Annotated in this window: 13 protein-coding genes and 1 pseudogene; 6 read left to right on the top strand and 8 right to left on the bottom strand. The window is 67.5% G+C overall.

All coding sequences use genetic code 11. From position 1 onward, the window contains the following. Nucleotides 1–54 precede the first annotated feature (54 nt). From ABE522_RS10400 to ABE522_RS10415, 4 genes and pseudogenes are all read right to left on the bottom strand, one after another. Nucleotides 55–348: pseudogene (locus tag ABE522_RS10400) on the bottom strand (hypothetical protein); the annotation flags it as partial. 246 nt (nucleotides 349–594) lie between these two features. Continuing rightward, nucleotides 595–2,370 carry a DUF7844 domain-containing protein gene (locus ABE522_RS10405; protein ID WP_346591628.1) on the bottom strand — a complete coding sequence of 592 codons (1,776 nt, stop codon included), beginning with the start codon at nucleotides 2,368–2,370 and terminating at the stop codon, nucleotides 595–597. Further along, on the bottom strand, nucleotides 2,370–2,684 hold the full coding sequence (locus tag ABE522_RS10410) for a DUF2388 domain-containing protein (RefSeq protein ID WP_406846336.1): 315 nt from the start codon (nucleotides 2,682–2,684) through the stop codon (nucleotides 2,370–2,372). The genes ABE522_RS10405 and ABE522_RS10410 overlap by 1 nt, the downstream gene beginning before the upstream one ends. A gap of 61 nt (nucleotides 2,685–2,745) precedes the next feature. After that, nucleotides 2,746–4,134: an FAD-binding oxidoreductase gene (locus ABE522_RS10415; protein WP_346591629.1), complete on the bottom strand. Its 1,389-nt coding sequence runs from the start codon at nucleotides 4,132–4,134 to the stop codon at nucleotides 2,746–2,748. Nucleotides 4,135–4,306: 172 nt separating this feature from the next. On the opposite strand from ABE522_RS10415, the gene serA reads away from it, so the two are divergent. Then, a complete protein-coding gene (gene serA / locus ABE522_RS10420; protein WP_346591630.1) occupies nucleotides 4,307–5,551 on the top strand; it encodes a phosphoglycerate dehydrogenase in 1,245 nt (414 codons plus the stop codon). A gap of 82 nt (nucleotides 5,552–5,633) precedes the next feature. Here serA and ABE522_RS10425 read toward each other — a convergent pair whose 3' ends face one another. Then, nucleotides 5,634–6,206, bottom strand: a complete 573-nt coding sequence (locus tag ABE522_RS10425) for an NUDIX hydrolase (protein WP_346591665.1) — start codon at nucleotides 6,204–6,206, stop codon at nucleotides 5,634–5,636. Between the two features lie 181 nt (nucleotides 6,207–6,387). Between ABE522_RS10425 and ABE522_RS10430 the strand changes: the two genes are divergently transcribed. The 5 genes from ABE522_RS10430 (at nucleotide 6,388) to mtnC (ending at nucleotide 11,606) form a co-directional block, all read left to right on the top strand. Continuing rightward, the gene (locus ABE522_RS10430) at nucleotides 6,388–7,863 is read left to right on the top strand and encodes an amino acid permease (protein ID WP_346591631.1); all 1,476 of its coding nucleotides are present in this window, start codon (nucleotides 6,388–6,390) and stop codon (nucleotides 7,861–7,863) included. Between the two features lie 96 nt (nucleotides 7,864–7,959). Continuing rightward, entirely contained in the window at nucleotides 7,960–9,384 is a 1,425-nt protein-coding gene (locus ABE522_RS10435) for an amino acid permease (protein ID WP_346591632.1), read from the top strand. A 234-nt stretch (nucleotides 9,385–9,618) separates the two neighbouring features. Beyond that, a complete protein-coding gene (locus ABE522_RS10440; protein ID WP_346591633.1) occupies nucleotides 9,619–10,260 on the top strand; it encodes a methylthioribulose 1-phosphate dehydratase in 642 nt (213 codons plus the stop codon). 89 nt (nucleotides 10,261–10,349) lie between these two features. Next, nucleotides 10,350–10,904, top strand: coding sequence for a 1,2-dihydroxy-3-keto-5-methylthiopentene dioxygenase (locus ABE522_RS10445; RefSeq protein WP_346591634.1), 555 nt, complete (start codon nucleotides 10,350–10,352; stop codon nucleotides 10,902–10,904). Between the two features lie 6 nt (nucleotides 10,905–10,910). Continuing rightward, the gene (gene mtnC, locus ABE522_RS10450; protein ID WP_346591635.1) at nucleotides 10,911–11,606 is read left to right on the top strand and encodes an acireductone synthase; all 696 of its coding nucleotides are present in this window, start codon (nucleotides 10,911–10,913) and stop codon (nucleotides 11,604–11,606) included. Between the two features lie 167 nt (nucleotides 11,607–11,773). Here the strand turns inward: mtnC and ABE522_RS10455 are convergent, their stop codons facing one another. The 3 genes from ABE522_RS10455 to ABE522_RS10465 all read right to left on the bottom strand — a co-directional run bounded on the left by ABE522_RS10455 (nucleotide 11,774) and on the right by ABE522_RS10465 (nucleotide 16,827). Further along, nucleotides 11,774–14,413 carry a beta-mannosidase gene (locus ABE522_RS10455; protein WP_346591636.1) on the bottom strand — a complete coding sequence of 880 codons (2,640 nt, stop codon included), beginning with the start codon at nucleotides 14,411–14,413 and terminating at the stop codon, nucleotides 11,774–11,776. 210 nt (nucleotides 14,414–14,623) lie between these two features. Continuing rightward, nucleotides 14,624–15,832, bottom strand: a complete 1,209-nt coding sequence (locus ABE522_RS10460) for an AGE family epimerase/isomerase (RefSeq protein WP_346591637.1) — start codon at nucleotides 15,830–15,832, stop codon at nucleotides 14,624–14,626. Then, on the bottom strand, nucleotides 15,832–16,827 hold the full coding sequence (locus tag ABE522_RS10465; RefSeq protein WP_346591666.1) for a carbohydrate kinase family protein: 996 nt from the start codon (nucleotides 16,825–16,827) through the stop codon (nucleotides 15,832–15,834). Before ABE522_RS10465 ends, ABE522_RS10460 begins: the two co-directional genes overlap by 1 nt. Nucleotides 16,828–16,830: the final 3 nt, after the last annotated feature.

A 16,830-nucleotide genomic window follows, 5' to 3' on the forward strand; every position in this document is an offset into this window, starting at 1 on the left:
ACCCGCAGCCGTGCAGCTTTCGCTCTGGCTGTAGCTCTTGCTGTAGCTCTCAGCTCACTGCGCCGCGCTGAAACTCCCGCAGCCGTGCAGCTGGCGCGTGCCCACGGTCAGCATCGCCTTCGCATCGAAGGCCTTGCCGCTCATGTCGTCCTGGCACGGCACCCGCTGCACGCTCAGCTTGATCGGGGTGCCATCGGCGGCCGCGCCGGCCCAGCCATCCGGGCCCTGCGTGGGGGCAGCCACCTCATACCGTGTCTGGCCGTAATCCACTTCCACGCGCAGCGCCGAAGTCCCCCCTGCGCCGACCTCGGCCACCCACCCCGGCTCGTTGCCGGTCGCGCGGAAGGCGTCGGAGGGACGCTCCGCGGCAGCCGGGCCATCATCCGCAACCGGCGCGGCAGCCGGCCCAGCGGCGGCGCCCTTGCCGCCCGGTACCGGATCCGCCGCAGGCTGGCAGGCGACGGCCAGGGCAATCACCAGCATGGTGGGCAACAGGAAAAAAGATGGACGCATGTGCGCTCCTCTCCGTCATTCAACAGCACACGACGCTAACATCCGCACCGTCAACGCGACGGGAAACGCCGGGCGTGGCGTTCAGGTTCCTGCCGCAGCAGGCGCCGCGGCCTGCACGCGCAGATGCGTGCGGAGGGCCAGCAGGTTGGCATCCAAGGTGTCCAGCTCCTGCCGCTGCTGCGCTGGCAGTTGCGCGCGCATCTGCTGTCGCAACTGCTTCCAGGCCTGCGGTGCCTGCGTCGACGCCACCAGCAGGCGCGGCTGCAACGTGGCGAGTTCATCGGCCTGCGGCAGTCCATACCCCGGGCCACCCAGCAGCGCGCCGGGCTGCAGCCATTGCCCCGCCTGCTCCAGCAACGTCTGCAACTGCCGCGCCCCATCGCTGTCGCGCTCTGCCAGCAGGGCACGCTTCAACGTGTCGCGCGCACGCAGCTCGGCACGTGCGAAGGCGGCCTGCTCCAGCAGCAGCAGCCCGGCGGTGGCACGCAGCCCGCCGCGTTGCAGCCACGGTGCACGTGTCGTGGCATCCAGCTTCAGCCATGCCTTCGCATCACGCGTCGGCAGCAACAGCTCATCGCGCGCCGCAGCGAACAGCAGGTCGTAATGCTGGTCGCTGGATTCGAAGTAGTAGCCCTCGCGGATCGCCGCAGCGCGGTCATCCAGCACGCTTTCATCCAGCCTGCCCAGCCGCGCCAGCCTGCGCCGCAGCCCGCGCGGGCTGATGCGTTCGATGCCGGCCTCCTGCAGCGCAGGCACGCCCGCCTGCAGCAGCTTGGCCGTTTCCACCGCGCAGTTGTTGCCGATGAAGTAGTAGCGACCGTCGTAGCTCCAGTGGACCTGCGCGCTGCGCTCGAGCAGGCCGGCGATCTCCTGCGCGGAAAGCTGCAACGGCAGCGAGGCAAGGCCGCGCAGCTCTACCTTGGTGTACTCATCCACCACCTGCTGCAGTGGCAGCACGAACAGCCGCGACGGATAGCCGCCGGTCAGCCCACGCCAGCTGGACAGTTCGACATCACCCACGAACGCGCGGAAGGACAGCACCCGGTGCTGGTCCAGGTCCAGCCGGCAGGCCGGTCCGGGCACCCTGCCCTCGCGGCAGATCACCAGCCGCAGCATGCTGTGGCCCCAGCGGCTCATCGGTACGTCGCCGCTCTCGGCGAACAGGTAATCCACTGCGTAAACACGCGCCGGATCCAACCGCATCAGTTCAACCAGGCCTTCTTCCGCACCCGCCTGGAGCAGCGGCACGCCGGCATCGCAGTCCGCCTGCCGCGGCGTCGGGCCCAGGGTCGCGGAAAACCAGGCCGCCAGCGCGGGCCGGCGGCAGGCGAAATCCGCGTCAAGCAGCCAGTGTTCCGCATTGACCGCCAGGTATTCGGCGGCACTATGGCGCTCGTAATCGTCGGGGCTGCGGTCGTTGAAACGATTCGGGCTGCGCCCGAGTTTCCAGGGGCGGCGCTGCCATCCGGCAAGTTCGCGGAAGCGCGGCCGGCTTGACCACCCACCCGCTGCTCCGCGATCAGCCACATGCATCAGCTCATGGATCAACGCGAGCTGGAGGGCACGCGCGGTCGCGTCGCCGTCCAGCAGGGAACGCTGCAGCTGGATCTCGCCGGCAAATGCGCGACCGGCAACATGCGCCGGCAACGCATCTGCCCAGCGCACCGGCACCCGCGGCGGAAGCGCCGCGCGCAGCGTGGCGGGCAGGCGCTGGGCCACGCCATCCACGGCCAGTTGGGCGCGGGCGCGTTGGCCGGCGTCCAGCCCGTGCAGGTCAGGTACCAGTTCGAACGCTTGCGTGGCAGGCGCCAGGCACAGCAGCCACCACGCCAACCACGCGCGGCGGCGCATCCGCATCAGCGCGCGAGCAACGCCTGGGCCAGCGCGAGGTCGCTGGCTGCGCGGGCCGCCGCATCCTGCTCACGCAGATGGACCAGCGCCGCCTGCAGGCGGGCGCCACGGATCTGGCCATCGCTGGCAACGAAGGCGGCCGCATCATCGCGCGCAGCCAGGACCACCTTGTCATCGCCGGAGCTGCTGCCCGACGAATTGGACGACGCACCGGAGGCCGAGCCCGCCGAAGTTCCGGCGAAACTGGATGCGCCTGCGGCCAGCGGCAGCACCAGCAGGGACAGCGCGAAAGGAACCAGCAGCGAAGGCAATCGGGTCATCGTCGGTCTACTCGTGAAGGGGTCGTGCAGAGCGTACCCGACCCATCACGCAAACGGCAGCTCAGAGGTCAAAGACCTTGCCGGGATTCAGCCGCGCTTGCGGATCGAACGCGCGCTTGACCGCCTTCATCAAGCCGATTTCGGCCGGTCCGCGGGTGCTGTCCAGGTAGGCCTTCTTGACCAGGCCGATGCCATGTTCGGCGGAAATGCTGCCATCGAAACGTGCCAGCACCCGCGCCAGCAGCCTGGTCACCTGCTCACACTGTTGCAGGAACGCCGCATCGTCGGTGTCATCCGGCTTGAGCACGTTGATGTGCAGGTTGCCATCGCCGATGTGGCCGAACCAGACCACCTCGAACTGCGGGTAGGCCTCGGTGATCAGCGCCTGGGTTTCGGCCAGGAACGCGGGCATCGCCGAGATCCGCACCGACACGTCGTTCTTGTACGGCTTGTAACGCGCGACCGCCTCGGTTATCCCCTCGCGCAGGCGCCACAACTGCGCGGCCTGGGCGTCACTGGCACTGATCACGCCGTCGCTGACCCAGCCGTTGCCCATGCAGTCTTCGAAGGCCGCCATCGCCGCGGCCTCCTGCGCTTCATCACCGACGGCGAATTCGGTCACCACGTAATACGGATGCAGCTCGTCGAACGGTGCCTGCGCACCATGGGCCAGCACGTGCCTGAGCGCCTGTGCGGTGAAGAACTCGAAGGCCTGCAGTTGCAGCCGTGCACGGAACGCGGCGAATACCTGCATCAGCACCTCGAAGCTCGGCACCGCGAGCAGCATCACGTTGCTGGCCGGTGGCGGATCGGTCAGCTTCACCGTGGCTTCCACGATCACCCCCAGCGTGCCCTCCGAGCCGATCAACAGCTGGCGGAAGTCGTAGCCGCTGGAGTTCTTGATCAGTCCCTTGTTGAGTTCCAGCAGCTCGCCGTCGGCGGTGACGACTTTCAGCCCGGCGATCCATTCGCGGGTATTGCCGTAGCGGATCACCCGGATGCCGCCGGCATTGGTGGCGATGTTGCCGCCGATCGAGCAGGACCCGCGCGCAGCGAAATCCACCGGGTAGATCAGCCCGTGCTCCAGCGCCGCGTTGTGCAGCGACTCCAGCGGCATGCCCGCCTGCACCGCCAGGGTCCGGTCCACCGGGTCGTAGGCCAGCGCCTTGTTCATGCGCTCAAGGCTCAGCACCAGTTCCCCGTTGGCCGCCACCGCACCGCCGGACAGCCCGGTTCGTCCGCCCGACGGCACCACCGCCACGCCCTCGGCAGCGCTCCAGCGCATCACCGCCTGCACCTCCTCCACGCTGGACGGCAGCGCGATGGCCAACGGGGCCGGGGCCCAGCGCCGGGTCCAGTCGCGCCCGTAATGCTCCAGGTCGGCCGCATCGGTCTTCAGGCGCAGGTCGGGAACGGCCTGCTGGAGGGAGGCAACGCGGGGATCGGTCATGGCAGTCCAGGCAGACACAGGCAGAACGGGAAAGCGTGCCAGTGGCGCCGCCCAGCGTCCAGCCCCCGGCGGGCGATGGGAATGGCTACGTCTGCAACCAATTCCGCAGTGCACCATGGGTGGCCGCATCTGGCATAGTGATCAGCCCTCGTCCCACTGGCCGTGCCGTCCCATGTCGCCGAAGAAGACCTCCTACCCCAAGCAGGATATCCGCGTGTTGTTGCTGGAAGGGGTCAGCCAGACCGCCGTGGACGTGTTCACCGCGGCGGGGTACAGCCAGATCGAACTGCATTCCAAAGCGCTGCCCGAAGACGAGCTGAAGGCGCGCATCGCCGAAGCCCACATCGTCGGCATCCGCTCGCGCAGCCAGCTGTCGGCCGAGGTACTGGCCGAGGCCAAGCGCGTGATCGCGGTGGGTTGCTTCTGCATCGGCACCAACCAGGTCGACCTGGACGCGGCCGAACTGGCCGGCATCCCGGTGTTCAACGCGCCCTACTCCAACACGCGCAGCGTGGCCGAACTGGTGATCGCCGAAGCCATCATGCTGACCCGCGGCATCCCGCAGAAGAACGCCGAATGCCATCGCGGCGGCTGGTCGAAGTCGGCTGCCGGCAGCCACGAAGTGCGCGGCAAGACGCTGGGCATCATTGGTTACGGACATATCGGCACGCAGGTCGGCGTGCTGGCGGAATCGCTGGGCCTGCAGGTGATCTTCCATGACGTGGAGGCCAAGCTGGCGCTGGGCAACGCGCGCGCCGCGGTCAGCCTGGACGACCTGCTGGAACGCTCGGACATCATCACCCTGCACGTGCCGGAAACGCCCGCCACGCAGTGGATGATCGGTGCGCCGGAGCTGGCGAAGATGCGCCGCGGCGCGCATGTGATCAACGCCGCGCGCGGCACCATCGTCGATATCGCGGCACTGGATGCGGCGTTGACCTCCGGCCACATCGGCGGTGCGGCGCTGGACGTGTTCCCGGTGGAACCCAAGGGCAACGGCGACCTCTTCGAATCCCCGCTGACCGCGCACGACAACGTGATCCTGACCCCGCACGTGGGGGGCAGCACGCTGGAGGCGCAGGACAACATCGGCATCGAAGTGGCGGCCAAGCTGGTCCGCTACAGCGACAACGGCAGCACGCTGACCGCGGTCAACTTCCCGGAAGTCACCCTGCCCGAGCACGACGGCAGCCTGCGCCTGCTGCACATCCACCGCAACGTGCCCGGCGTACTGTCCAAGGTCAACGAGATCTTCTCGCGCCACAACGTCAACATCGACGGCCAGTTCCTGCGCACCGACGCGAAGGTGGGCTACGTGGTGATCGACATCACCGCCAGCGTGGAACAGGCCGCCGCGGTCCGCGATGAACTGGCCGCCATCCCGGGTACCCTGCGCACCCGCGTTCTCTACAGCTGACCAGCGGATCGGTAGCGCCGAGCCATGCTTGGCGGCTCTTTGCAGGCGCAACCGGATAGCGTTCGCCGAGCATGGCTGGGCGCTACCCGCGGCCCAGCCAGCGGCGGGCCATCCGCCGCAGCGATGCATCAGCGTGCGGGTCAGCGGCAATCCCCTCGATGTCGCGCCAGGCCAAGGCCAGCGACTCTTCGCTGATCGCGAACGCTTCCGAGGCGCCCGCGCGGATCACGAAACGCACGTCGTAGTGCCAATGCCCCGGCACGTCGTGACGCGCGGGAATCCAGTGCTTGTCCAGGTCGAAGATCGCCGGATCGTCCAGTGACAGCCCGGACAACCCGGATTCTTCCTCGGCTTCATTGAGGGCCACCCGCCCCAGGTCGCGATCGCCATCAGCGTGGCCCCCGAGCTGCAGCCATCGGTCCAGTTTCCGATGGTGGGTCAGCAGGACGCGCCTGCCATCGGCGCTGACCAGCCACGCGCTACCGGTGAAATGGCCTTCCAGCCGTTCGCGAAGAAACGGATCCAGCGGATCATCGAGAAGTGTGCTGAATTCGTCAGACAAGTCGCCCTGCACAGGCACTTCAAGCGCGTATCGGCGAAGCAGTTGACGCAACGGATCGTCAAGCAGGGCAAGGGTTGCGACAGTTTCCGACATGTCCGCCACGCGTTCAGCAAAAGTATCGGCCATTATCGCCAGAAAATGTTGCACATGCGGCTTGTGCATCACCTTCAGCTTTGGCTAAGGTACAGCGAGCCATTCGCATGGCCTTCATCAACCATACGCGCCGGCGGCAACGCATCGCCGGCCACCCAACGACCACTTAGGGAAGTACCGCATGCTGAAAGCTCTGTTGAGGGTCAAACCGGTTGAGCCAGCCGGACACGTCGACGCTGGCGAACCCATAGAAGGCCGCCTGGACGGCGAAGCCACCCTGAAACGGACGCTCACGGCAAAACACCTGATCCTGCTCGGCATCGGCGCGGTGATCGGCGCGGGCATCTTCGTGATGACCGGCCAGGCAGCAGCGTTCCACGCCGGCCCCGCCGTCACCCTGTCCTTCGTGGCCGCCGGCCTGGCCTGCGCACTGGCCGGCCTGTGCTATGCCGAGTTCGCAGCGATGATGCCGGTCTCCGGCAGTGCCTATTCCTATTCCTATGCCACGCTGGGCGAAGGCATGGCCTGGTTCATCGGCTGGTGCCTGGTGCTGGAGTACCTGTTTGCCTCCGCATCGGTGGCCGTCGCCTGGTCGGCCTATCTGCTGAGCTTCGTCACCACCACGCTGGACATGCCCTTCCCGGCGGCCCTCAGTTCGGCGCCCATCGCCTGGGAAGGCGGCCAGTTCGTCGCCTCGGGGCAGCTGTTCAACCTGCCGGCGGTGTTGATCGTGGCGGTGCTGACCGGCCTGCTGTACGTGGGCATTTCCCAGTCATCCTTCGTCAACGGCATCATCGTCGCGATCAAGGTCAGCGTGATCTGCCTGTTCATCGGCTTTGGCGCCTCGCACATCGACACCGCCAACTGGCAACCCTTCATCCCGGAGAACACCGGCACCTTCGGTGAGTTCGGCTGGAGCGGCGTACTGCGTGCCGGCTCGATCGTGTTCTTCGCCTTCATCGGCTTCGACGCGGTGTCCACCGCCGCCGGCGAAACCAAGGATCCCCAACGCAACATGCCGATCGGCCTGCTCGGCTCGCTGGCCGTCTGCACCATCATCTACGTGATCGTATGCCTGGTGCTGACCGGCCTGCTGCCTTACCAGCAGCTGGGAACCGCCAAGCCGGTCGCCACCGCGCTGGAAGCCTATCCACAGCTGGCATGGCTGAAAACCGCCGTGGAGATCGGCGCCATCGCCGGCCTGTCCTCGGTGATCCTGGTGATGATGATGGGCCAGACCCGCATCGCGTACACGATCTCCCGCGACGGCCTGCTGCCGGGCTTCCTGGGCAAGGTCCATGCACGCTTCAAGACACCGTACGTGGCCACCATCATCGTCGGCGTCATCGCCGCGGCGCTGGCCGGCATGGTGCCGCTGAACGTGCTCGGTGAACTGGTGTCGATGGGGACCCTGCTGGCCTTCGCCACGGTCTGCGTGGGCGTGCTGGTGCTGCGCTACACCCGTCCGGAGCTGGTGCGTCCGTTCCGCGTGCCGATGGCCTGGTTGATCTGCCCGCTGGGTGCGCTGGCGTGCCTGAGCCTGTTCGCCATGGCCTTCCGCGAACACTGGCACCTGTTCGTCGGCTGGACCGTGCTGGGGCTGTTGATCTACTTCGGTTACGGCATGCGCAACAGCAAGCTGGCCAAGTCTTCCTGATGCAGCGACGGGCCGGCTCCATGCCGGCCCGTTCGGTATCATGCCGCACCCTCTGCAGGCCTGCGTGGCCTGCCCGCACCGAAAGAACAACACACCATGCTCAAGCAACTGTGGGCCACCAAGCACCCGCACGCCGCCCACGAAGATGCCAACGGGCTCAGCCTCACCCGTACGCTGGGGCCCTGGGGCCTGACCGCGCTGGGCATCGGCGCGGTGATCGGCGGCGGCATCTTCGTCATCACCGGCCAGGCCGCCGCCAACCACGCCGGGCCGGCGATCATGCTGTCCTTCGTGCTGGCCGCCATCTGCTGCGGTTTCTGTGCGCTGGCCTACGCCGAATTCGCCGCGATGGTGCCGGTTTCCGGCAGTGCCTACAGCTACACCTATGCCACCTTCGGTGAGCTGGCGGCGTGGTTCATCGGCTGGATGCTGGTGCTGGAATACGGTGTGTCCGCCTCGGCGGTGGCGGTCAGCTGGACCGGCTACTTCCTCAGCCTGCTCAGCCATTTCGACATCCACCTGCCCGCTGCGCTGGTCAGCGCGCCACTGGACGGCCAGCTGCGCCCCACCGGGGCGATCGCCAACATCCCCGCTGCGATCCTGGTGCTGCTGCTGACCTGGCTGTGCTACGTCGGCATCCGCAAGTCGTCGGCGATGAACATGGCGATGGTGCTCCTGAAAACCGGCCTGATCGTGCTGGTCATCGCGGTGGGCTGGAAGTACGTGGACCCGGCCAACTGGCAGCCGTTCATCCCTGAAAACACCGGCCCCGGCCAGTTCGGCATGGAAGGCGTGCTGCGCGGTGCGGCGATGGTGTTCTTTGCCTACATCGGCTTCGAAGCGGTGTCGGTGGCGGCCCAGGAATCGCACCGTCCGCAGCGTGACATGCCGATCGGCATGATGCTCTCGCTGGTGATCTGCACCATCCTGTACATCGCCATGGCGGCGGTCATGACCGGCCTGGTGCCGTACACGCTGCTGGGCACCGATGAGCCGGTGGTGACTGCGGTGGCCGCCCACCCCTCGCTTGGATGGCTGCGCGTGGTGGTGGAAATCGGTGCGCTGGTCGGCCTGTCCTCGGTGGTGCTGGTGATGATCATCGGCCAGCCGCGCATCTTCATGATCATGGGCCGTGACGGCCTGTTGCCGCCCCTGTTCACCAAGATCCATCCGACCTACCGCACTCCGCACATCAACACGGTGATCACCGGCATCGGCATCGCCCTGCTGGCCGCGCTGTTCCCGCTGGACGTGCTCGGCGAACTGACCTCGATGGGCACCCTGATCGCCTTCGCCGCAGTGTGCGCCGGCGTGCTGGTGCTGCGCCGCACCCAGCCGGACCTGCCGCGGCCGTTCCGCATACGCGGTGCCTGGCTGGTCTGCAGCCTGGGCGTGCTGAGCTGCATGGCGCTGCTGTCGGCCATGACGTTCCACAACTGGATGCTGATGGGCGTGTGGACGGTGGTCGGTTTCGCGATCTACTTCGGCTACGGCTTCCGCCACAGCCGCCTGCGCCGGTAACAGGCAGCGGGTAGCGCCGAAGGCGGCGGCAGAAGCCGCTGCCAACGTCGCTTGCGACGGCACGCAGGGTGCCGGTCAGGACGACCGGCATAGCCATGCTCGGCGAGCGCAGCGGCAAGCAACAGCGTGACGACCAACGGTCGTCACCACCAATGGCAGGAACTGACGGCCAGCGGCCGTCACTACCCAGGCAGGTACGCGCCCTGCCCGGCGGGACCGGATAGAATGGAGCGCATGAACGCGCCCACTTTTCCGTATGACAGCCAGCGCCTGAGCGAACTGGCGCAGCTGCTGATCGACAACATCCGCGAGCTGGCCCAGGCCGGCTGGACGCCCGCGACCAGCAGCAATTTCTCGCATCGGCTGGACGACCAGCATGCGGCGATCACCGTGTCCGGTCGTGACAAGGGCCGCCTGATCGAAGACGACATCATGGTGGTGGACTTCGACGGCAAGGCCGTCGGCCGCCCGCTGCGCCCGTCCGCCGAAACGCTGCTGCATACCCAGTTGTATCGCCGCTTCCCCGAAGTCGGCTGCGTGCTGCACACCCATTCCCCGGTACAGACCATCGCCTCGCGCCTGTACGCACCGCGGGGTCATATCCGGCTGGAAGGCTACGAGCTGCTGAAGGCGTTCGCCGGCAACAGCACCCATGAGATGGCCATCGACGTGCCGGTGTTCGCCAATACGCAGAACATGGACGTGCTGGCCGCCCAGGTCGACGCGCTGCTGGATACCCAGTGCCTGTGGGGTTACCTGATCGACGGCCACGGCCTGTACGCCTGGGGCCGCGACATGGCCGAAGCGCGCCGCCACCTGGAAGCGTTCGAGTTCCTGTTCCACTGCGAACTGGAACTGCGCCGCCTACAAGGCTGAATCCGGGGCGCTCACATGGCCGATGGGAATCTGACCCCGCCGCCCCACGCTGCTACCCTACCCGTCCCCCCGACGTTCAAGCTGCCGCCATGAGCCGACTGCGCATCTACAACGACACTGCCCCCGACGCCCCGCTGCTGGACTCCCAGGACGGCGCGCTGATCGCTGCCGAACTGCAGAAGATCGGCGTCACCTTCGAGCGCTGGCAGGCCAGCCAGCCGGTCGCCCCGGGCGCCAGCCAGGAAGAGGTGTTCGCCGCTTACCGCACCGACATCGACCGGCTGGTCGCCGAACGCGGCTTCAAGAGCGTGGATGTCGCGTCGATCGCGCCGGACAACCCCAACCGTGCCGAGCTGCGCAAGAAGTTCCTCGATGAACACTTCCACAAGGAAGACGAGGTGCGGTTCTTCGTCGCGGGCTCGGGCCTGTTCACCCTGCACGTGGGCGACAAGGTCTATGAGATCGAGTGCGTCAAGGACGACCTGATCGCCGTGCCGGACAGCGTCAACCACTGGTTCGACATGGGCGACGCGCCGAGCTTCGTGGCGATCCGCTTCTTCACTGAAGCCGATGGCTGGGTCGGTCATTTCACCGGCACCGACATCGCGCAGAAGTTCCCCCGTTACGTCCCTACCCAGGCCTGAAGATCCATGCAGCCGCGCGTCATCCTCACCGATATCGAAGGCACCACCAGCAGCATCTCGTTCGTCAAGAACGTGCTGTTCCCGTATGCACGCCAGGCGCTGCCCGGCTTCATCGCCGCCCATGGCAACGAGCCGCAGGTCCGGCGCTGGCTGGATGCGGTGGCCACCGAGATCGGTGGCGCCTGCCAGGACAGCGTGGTGGCAGAAACGCTGCAGGGCTGGATCGACCAGGATCGCAAGCACACCGCGCTGAAGGCGCTGCAGGGCATGATCTGGGAATCCGGTTACCGCAACGGTGACTACAAGGCCCACTTCTATCCGGAAGTCGCCGCCGTGCTGAAGGGCTGGCACGCCGCCGGGCTGCCGCTGTACGTGTATTCGTCCGGCTCGGTGCCGGCGCAGAAGCAGTTCTTCGGCTTCAGTGAGGCCGGCGACATGACCGCGCTGGTGTCCGGCTGGTTCGACACCGAAATCGGCGGCAAGCGCGAGGCGGACAGCTACCGGCGCATCGTGGCGGCCATCGGCGTGCCGGCCGCTGAGATCGTGTTCCTGTCCGACGTGGTGGAAGAGCTCGACGCCGCGCGCGAAGCCGGCCTGCAGACCCGCCTGCTGGACCGCCTGGACGACTATCCGTTGCCGCGCAGCGGCGAAGCCACCCACGGCCACGAGCGCGTAGAGAATTTCCAGCAGATCATGCTCTGAGGGAGCCGCGCGGTCAGGCCCCGGTAGCGCCGAGCCGTGCTCGGCGGGGCCCTCCCGCGCACGGCCGCAGATCATGCTCTGAGCGAGGTGCGCGGCCAAGCCCTGGTAGCGCCGAGCCGTGCTCGGCGGGGGCCTTCCCGCGCACAGCCGCCGAGCATGGCTCGGCGCTACCGGCTCTCTTCCAGCACGTCGCCCAGGGTCTGTACGCGCAGTGCCGCGCGTAGCGTTTCGGCATCACTGGCCGAGCGCACGCGCAGCACCCGGCGCTCGCCCGGCAGCAGATCCAGCAGGTTGTCTTCCAGCACCGCCTCGTTCGTTCCGAATTCGATCCACGCGGCACGCACCAGTCCCTGCGCCTGCAGCACCACCTCTGTCTGATCACCCTCGCCCCGCAGGCTTGCCTGTAGCTGTCCGGCCTGCAGCGCCTGGTCGCGCGCCTCAACGAAACCGACCACCTGCCGCGACAGCACCTGCTCGCCCTGCAGCAGTTCGACCACGGCAATGGTGCGCGCCGGATCGGCCGCGTCCAGCAGGCGCGCGTCGCTGAAGCGCCCGACCTCGGTCACTGATCCCGGCGCCAGCACCACCGCCTGTTCCTGCGTACCCAGCACGCGCCCCTGCAGGTCCATCACCCGAAGCCGCCAGCGCACCGAGTGAGGCTGCGGGGTGTCGTTGAGCAGGCTCACGCGGGTCACGCCGTCATCGCGCAGCGCCGCCACGGCAAGGTCGGCGAAGAAGCGACGCGCCTGGAAATGCAGCCCCTTCCAGTTGCCGTCGTGGTCCATGCCCGACCAGGACGCGCCGGGCCACACATCGTTGAGCTGCCAGTACAGCGAACCCATGGTGTAGGGACGCGATGCCCGGTGGTGCAGCGCAGCCAGCTGGATCCCTTCGGCCTGCATCACCTGGGACAGGTACAGGAACGCGGGGAAATCGGCCGGATCGCCATAGCCGAGCCGGATGTAATGCAGCAGCCGTTCGTTGCCCAGGCCCGCCATGAACTTCTGGTGCGCCTGGATCACCGGGCTGTCGATGCGCTGTTCGGCACGCGTGGCGAAACGGTCCACCATGGCCTGCGACGGCCAGGACTGCAGGCCATATTCGGACATGAAGCGCGGCGTTTCTTTCAGGTAGGCCCCGACCGGCAGCGCCGGATTGCCCCACACCTGCCAGTAATGCTTGTCACCGCGGGTGGAGTCGTTGGCCTTGTCATCCAGGTCGTTGCTGGGCGAGCTGGACCAGTACGGGACACCCAGGCCCTGTTCGGCCACGACGGCGCGCAGGTCATGCCCGAACAGGTCCACGTAGCCCTGCCACACGCGGGCGGCGAACGCAGGGTCGGCCTTTCCAAGATCGCGGCCATGGCCCCAATCCTTCCACGCCGTTTCTTCTTCGTTGTTGCCACACCACAGCACGATGCTGGGGTGGTGGCGCAGCCGACGCACGTTGTCGCGGGCCTCGGCGACCACGCTCTGCCGGAACGCCGGATCGAACCCCGGCTGCATGCCACCGCCGAACATGAAGTCCTGCCAGACCATCAGCCCGAGCTCGTCGGCCAGCTCGAAGTACGCATCGTCTTCGTAGTAACCGCCGCCCCAGTTGCGCAGCATGTTCATGTTGGCATCGCGTGCGGCGGTGAGGATGGTGCGCAGGCGGGCGGTGTCCACGCGTGCGGGGAACGCATCGAAGGGGATCACGTTGGCGCCCTTGGCGAATACTTCGCGACCATTGATCACGAAGGCGAAGCCCTGGCCACCCTCGGCATCCTTGTCGCGCCGCAGCTCCACGCTGCGCAGGCCGATCCGTCGGCTGGCCTGCAGTGCCGGCTCATCGCCCGCACCCAGCGCGACGTGCACGCTGTAACGGTCCTGCGCGCCCTGCCCGGCCGGCCACCAGCGACGCGGCTGCGGGACCTGCCACGGCACCTGCAGCGTCTGCGTTCCCGCCTTCAGCAGCACATCGCGGACCCTCTGCACCACAGGCTTGCCGTCCGGATCGCGCACCTCCAGCCGCAGGGGCAACGTCGCGTCGACGCCGGCATGTTCGACCTCGACCAGGGCGGTCAACGCGGCGAGGTTCGCATCCAGCGCTTCGGTGCGTACGGCCAGGTCGGCCACCCGTTGTGCGCCCCACGCCTCCAGCCGTACGGGCCTCCACACGCCCGCGGTGACATAGCGCGGCCCCCAGTCCCAACCGAAATGGTAGGCCGGCTTGCGCACGAAGTTGCCGACCATCGCATCGCGCGGCTCGTCGCCATAAGGCGACGGATAGTTGCCGGCGATCCTGTGCGGCATCGCCTGCACGGCCGGCAGCAACCGGGTGATCGGCGAACGGAAGACGATGCGCAGCACGTTGCCCCGCGACTGCAGGCGACCGTCGACGCGCGCCTTCCACGTCCGGTGCGCGTTGTCCGCGCGCAGCAACGGCTGGCCGTTGAGTTCCACCTCGGCGAAGGTATCGAGCCCTTCGAACACCAGCTCGGCGTGCGGCCGCGCCAACGTCGCCGGATCCACATCGAAGCCAGCGCGATACTCCCAATCCGCCAGCCCGATCCACTGCAGCTGCGCTTCCGGCGCACCGACATACGGATCGCGGATCAAGCCGGCGGCCAACAGATCGGTATGCACACTGCCCGGCACCTGCGCTGCGCCCCAGCCCGCCGCTTCCGGATGCGCCGCCACCTGCGCCCCACCCGGCAGCAGCCGGAACTCCCAGCGCGCCTGCAGCACACCAGCCTGCGCCAGCACCGGCAACAGACACGCCAGCACGACCGCACCGAACTGCACCCCTGCTTTCCAGATCCGCATCCGAACACCCCGTCGCAACAATGATCCCGCCTCGAAAACCCCACACCGAACGTGTCCGGCTCTGAACCCGCCGCGCACGCGGGAACCCGGCTGAGCGGCGGCGGGGAGGCCTGCGCAGGACCGTTGGAGCCCCGGACGGGCGGAAACGAGCCTACAGGGACGTACTTGCGGCGTGTCCTGCGCAGGCCTCCCCGCCGCCGCTACCCGAAATCAAACAGGCGCCGCAGCTCCGGCTCCGGAACGCACCACGTTCAACACCTCATGGCACGCGCCCATGGTGTGGTAATCCACCTTGCCGGCCGGGCTCTTCTCATCGCTGTACTTGCGGTTGTCCGCATCCAGGATGCGGAACCACGCACCGTACTCATGGTCCACGAAATGCTCCCACGCATATGCCCACAAACGGTCGTACCACTCCCAGTACACCGCATCACCCGTCCGCTGTGCCAGCACCGCCGCGGTCGCCAGCGACTCCGCCTGCACCCAGAAATACTTGTCGTCGTCGCAGACGCTGCCATCCGGCGCGAAACCGTAGTACAGCCCACCGCGCTGCGCATCCCAGCTGCGCTCCACCGCCACGTCGAACAGATGGCGCGCCGTCGGCACCAGCCAGTCTGCCTGCACATGGCGGTCCAGGATCAGCAGCAGCTTGGCCCACTCGGTCTGATGGCCCGGCTGGAACCCCCACGGACGGAACAGGTGCTTGGGATCATCCAGGTTGTACTTCCAGTCGATGTTCCACTCGCTGTCGTAGTGCTCCCACACCAGCCCGTCTGCCTTGGCGGCCTGGCGCCGGGTCATGATGTCGGCCAGCTGCAGCGCGCGATCCAGGTAGCGCTGCTCGCCACTGCTCTCGAACGCGGCCAGCATCGCCTCGCACATGTGCATGTTGGCGTTCTGCCCGCGGTAACCGCTGAAATTCCACTGCGCATCGGCTTCGTCACGGTACAGACCGTGTGCCGGCTCATGGAAGCGCGTTTCCAGCAGCTGCCAGGTCTCCTCCATCCAGCCGCGTGCTTCTTCGATGCCGGCCTTCAGCGCGCAGCTGTATGCCAGCAGCACGAAGGCGACGCCGTAGCAGTGGTTGGTAGCGTCTTCCACCACGCCATCGCGCAGTGTCCACGCATAGCCGCCGGTGGCGGGGTTGCGATGCACCTCACGCAGGTAGCGCACGCCATGCTTGACCCCCTCCAGGTACGCCGCATCGCCGAACTCGCGGTAGGCCATGGCGTAGTCGAAGACGAAACGCGTGCTGCTCACCAGATGGCGATGCGTTGCGTCATAGACGCTGCCGTCGTCACGGAAGTAATGGAAGAAGCCACCCTGCGGATCGATGCAACGCGGATGGTAGAACGCCATCGTATGGGCGATGTGGCCGCGCAGGAAAGCCGGCGACCGGAAGTCCGGAGTCTGGGTCATCAGTGCGATTCCTCGGTTTGCAGCAGCAGTTCGTTGACTTCATCGCGCGAGGGCATGGCCGCGAAGGCGCCCTTGCGGGTCACCGCCAGCGCGCCCACCGCAGCGCCGAAGCGCAGCACCCCGCGCATGGCGGCTTCATCGCTGCAGAACGCCGGCAGGCTGGCGGCATCCACCCCGCGCTCCACCAGCGCGGTCAGCAGCCCGCCGACGAAGGCATCACCGGCCGCGGTGCTGTCCACCGTGGCGACGCGGAAGCTGGTGGCCTGGCCGCGTGCGCTGCGCGTGTACCAGCGCAGTGCGGCAGCCCCATCGGTGACCACCACCCAGCGCGCCTGCGCGGCGAACAGCCGTTGCAGGACCTGTTCTGCCCCGCCCTCGCCCAGCGGCGCGGCCAGGAAGTCGAGCTCCTCGCGCGACAGCTTGACCACGTCGGCCAGCGCCAGGGCCTGCCACAGCGTCGGCAGCGGATCGGCCTCGGCCGGCCACAGGGCCGGGCGCAGGTTGAGGTCCAGGCTGACCAGTGCACCGGCCGCGCGCGCACGCTGCATGCCCTCGAACGTCGCCTCGGCGATGGCCGCTTCGGTCAGGCTGTTGGAACAGACGTGGAAGCAGCGTGCCTGCGCGAAGCAGGCCGCCTGGAAATGCTCGGCGCGGAACAGCAGGTCCGCCGCCGGCGGCCGGTAGAAGCTGAAACTGCGCTCGCCCTGCGGATCCAGCGCCACGAACGCCAGCGCCGTCTTCGCCGCTTCGGTGCGCGCGATGTAGTCGATGCCCACGCCATGCTGCTGCAGGCTGTCGGCGAGGAAATCACCGAACATGTCCCGGCCCAGCATCCCCACGAACTGGGTGTCCACGCCCAGCCGCGCCGCGGCAACCGCGACGTTGGCGGGCGCGCCACCGGCGTACTGCAGGAACGCGCGCGGCTCGGCCGGCGACGCCGGTGGCTGCGCTAGTAGATCGATCAAAATCTCACCGAAACAGACAATGGTGCCCATCTG

It is taken from the genome of Stenotrophomonas lacuserhaii (genome assembly GCF_039674585.1).
Lineage (GTDB): Bacteria > Pseudomonadota > Gammaproteobacteria > Xanthomonadales > Xanthomonadaceae > Stenotrophomonas > Stenotrophomonas pennii_A.

Bases quoted from the DNA above. Each gene is read 5' to 3' on its own strand.
- ABE522_RS10445 (WP_346591634.1), top strand. From the start codon at position 10,350: ATGAGCCGACTGCGCATCTACAACGACACTGCCCCCGACGCCCCGCTG.
- ABE522_RS10455 (WP_346591636.1), bottom strand. From the start codon at position 14,413: ATGCGGATCTGGAAAGCAGGGGTGCAGTTCGGTGCGGTCGTGCTGGCG.
- ABE522_RS10435 (WP_346591632.1), top strand. From the start codon at position 7,960: ATGCTCAAGCAACTGTGGGCCACCAAGCACCCGCACGCCGCCCACGAA.
- ABE522_RS10425 (WP_346591665.1), bottom strand. From the start codon at position 6,206: ATGTCGGAAACTGTCGCAACCCTTGCCCTGCTTGACGATCCGTTGCGT.
- ABE522_RS10465 (WP_346591666.1), bottom strand. From the start codon at position 16,827: ATGGGCACCATTGTCTGTTTCGGTGAGATTTTGATCGATCTACTAGCG.
- ABE522_RS10440 (WP_346591633.1), top strand. From the start codon at position 9,619: ATGAACGCGCCCACTTTTCCGTATGACAGCCAGCGCCTGAGCGAACTG.
- ABE522_RS10410 (WP_406846336.1), bottom strand. From the start codon at position 2,684: ATGACCCGATTGCCTTCGCTGCTGGTTCCTTTCGCGCTGTCCCTGCTG.
- ABE522_RS10405 (WP_346591628.1), bottom strand. From the start codon at position 2,370: ATGCGGATGCGCCGCCGCGCGTGGTTGGCGTGGTGGCTGCTGTGCCTG.
- ABE522_RS10430 (WP_346591631.1), top strand. From the start codon at position 6,388: ATGCTGAAAGCTCTGTTGAGGGTCAAACCGGTTGAGCCAGCCGGACAC.
- ABE522_RS10460 (WP_346591637.1), bottom strand. From the start codon at position 15,832: ATGACCCAGACTCCGGACTTCCGGTCGCCGGCTTTCCTGCGCGGCCAC.
- ABE522_RS10415 (WP_346591629.1), bottom strand. From the start codon at position 4,134: ATGACCGATCCCCGCGTTGCCTCCCTCCAGCAGGCCGTTCCCGACCTG.
- mtnC (WP_346591635.1), top strand. From the start codon at position 10,911: ATGCAGCCGCGCGTCATCCTCACCGATATCGAAGGCACCACCAGCAGC.
- serA (WP_346591630.1), top strand. From the start codon at position 4,307: ATGTCGCCGAAGAAGACCTCCTACCCCAAGCAGGATATCCGCGTGTTG.